Below are 2,621 nucleotides of genomic sequence, written 5' to 3' on the forward strand. Positions count from 1 at the left end.
GTGGTGGTCGAGGACCGTCTGCACGGTGGCGGTGAGGGTGTCGGTGTCCAGGTCGGGTGGTGCGGTGAGCAGGACTGCTTGGCAGTACGTGTCGAGGTTGCCGCCGCGTTCGAGCAACCACCGCGCGATCGGCACGAGCGGTGCGGTCCCGACACCACCGCCGGGAAGCTCGGCCAGCACGTCCGGGTTCCGGGTGGCCGCCACCTCGGCGAGTGCGGCCACGGTCTGGTGCTCGAAAACGTCGCGGGGAGTAACGAAGACACCGTCCTCGTGGGCACGGGCCACCAATTGGATGGCCATGATGCTGTCGCCACCGAGTGCGAAGAAGGATTCGTCGGCACTCACGGACGGCACGCCGAGGACCTCCGCGAAAACCGCGGCGAGGGCCGTCTCCGTCACGGTCGCCGGAGCGCGACCCGTGGCGACGTGTTCGGCGAAGTCGGGTGCGGGCAACTGCCGGCGATCGAGCTTGCCGTTCGGGGTCAGCGGCAGGCGGTCCAGGACCACCAGCGTTGCCGGCACCATCTGCGGTGCGAGAGTCGTTCGGGCGAAGCCGAGGACGCGACCGATGTCGACAGTCCTCGTCTGTGCACCGTCCCGGGCGGGCACGACGTACCCGATCAGGCGCTCGGCGCCTCGGTCGTCGGAACGAACCGACACCGCGGCCTGTGCGACATCCGGGTGGCGGACGAGCGTGGCCTCGACCTCGCCGGGCTCGATTCGGTAGCCGTGCAGCTGAACTTGGGCATCACTACGTCCGAGGAACTCGAGTTGACCCTGCGCGGTCCAACGTGCGAGGTCACCGGTGCGGTACATGCGTTCTCCGCGCCCGGCCGGGTCCGCCACGTACCGGGTCACCGTCAGCCCGGACCGGTGCAGGTACCCACGGGTGACCTGGTTCCCGGCAACGTACATCTCGCCGGTCACTCCGGTGGGTACGGGGTGGAGCCGCCGGTCGAGGACGTACACGCGCAGCCCCGGAACGGCCCGGCCGATGACCGACCGCGCAGCGGGACGGGTATCGCCGAGGGGATGCCTGGTCACGTGCACGGTGGTCTCGGTGATGCCGTACATGTTCACGAGCTGCGGTCGGGTTGGTTGGTGCCGGTCGAGCCAGTCGACGAGGTGACCGTGCTCGAGGGCTTCGCCGCCGAAGACGACGCACCGCAACGCCAGGTCGGTCGGCTGGTTCCGTTCCGCCGCGGCCAACTGGGCGAACGCGGTGGGCGTCTGGCACAGGACCGTCACCCGCTCCCGGCCGAGCAGGCCCAGGAACTCGTCGGGTGACCGCGCGGTGACGGTGTCGACGACGACGAGGCGGCCACCGTGCAGGAGGGCGCCCCACAACTCCCATACCGAGAAGTCGAAGGCGGCCGAGTGGAAGAGCGTCCACACGTCGGTCTCGGCGAACTCGAACGCAGTCCGCGTGTTGTCGAACAGCGTCGCGACATTGCGGTGTGTCACCACGACACCTTTCGGGCGTCCGGTCGACCCCGACGTGTACACGACGTACGCGACCGCGTCGGGGGTGAGCCCGGCCCGTCGCTCCGGATCGGTGATCGGTTCCGGCGACAGATCCATCAGGCACCCGCGTGTGTCCGCGTCGTCGACGAGCACCGTGGGCAGGTCCCTCCGCAAGCGGGCCGCGTGGTCGGTGGAGGAGACGAGACACACCGGGGCAGCGTCGGACATCGTGGCGTCGAGCCGGTCCGCCGGGTGACCGACGTCGAGGGCGAGGTAGCCGGCTCCCGCTTGCTGTGCGGCCAGCAGGGCGACGACCAGATCGATCGAGGGTGGCAGTGCTACGGCGACGACCGTGTCGGGGGCGGCGCCCAGTTCGACGAGACGCCGGGCGAGTCGGTAGACGCGGGCACCGAGTGCCGCGTAGGTGAGCGTTTCGTCGGCATCGGTCAGCACCGATTCGCCGGCGAAGCGGTGGACGGACCGAGTGAACCGGTCGGCGAGTGTGGCCTCGGCTGGTTCCGCCACGGGCGAAGGGGTATTCCACCCGGTCGTCAGCGTGGCCCGTTCGGTGGCGTCGAGGAGGTCGACGTCCCCGACTGGCCGGGCGGGGTCCGCGGTCACCGAGTCGAGGAGCCGGAGGAAGCGCACCGCGACACTCTCGACGGTGGTGCGGTCGAAGATGTCGGTGGCATAGGTCAACGCGGCCGACAGGCCGGGGTGTGCGGGGTCCGCATGTTCGCGGAGGGTGAGCTGAAGGTCGAACTTCGCGAGGGGCGGAGCGTCCTCGGCGACCGTCACCGTCAGGTCCGGCAGCTCGAGGTGGAGTGGTACCTCGGTCCCATAGTCGATCAGGACCTGGAACAACGGTGTGTGCGTCGTGGACCGCTCCGGCGCCAGCACGTCGACGAGCATCTCGAAGGGCACGTCGGCGTGCATGAATGCACCGAGGTCCGCATCGCGGGTTCTGGTCAGCACTTCGCGGAACGAATCGGCCGAGTCGACCGGGGTCCGGAGGACGAGCGTCCCGACGAACATGCCGACGAGTTGGTCCAGCCGGGGATCGGGGCGGCCGGCGACGGGGGTGCCGATCACGACGTCGTCCGTGTCGCACAGGCGGGCGAGGAGGACCGCGAAGGCCGCATGCAGAGTCATGAACG

1 protein-coding gene is annotated in these 2,621 nt (G+C 69.7%); it reads right to left on the reverse strand.

The features are described from left to right. A partial coding sequence (locus tag G9373_RS44995; protein ID WP_167121280.1) for a non-ribosomal peptide synthetase occupies positions 1-2,621 on the reverse strand: 2,621 nt, incomplete at both ends.

This window comes from Rhodococcus sp. A14 (genome assembly GCF_011603105.1).
Taxonomy (GTDB): domain Bacteria; phylum Actinomycetota; class Actinomycetes; order Mycobacteriales; family Mycobacteriaceae; genus Rhodococcus_F; species Rhodococcus_F opacus.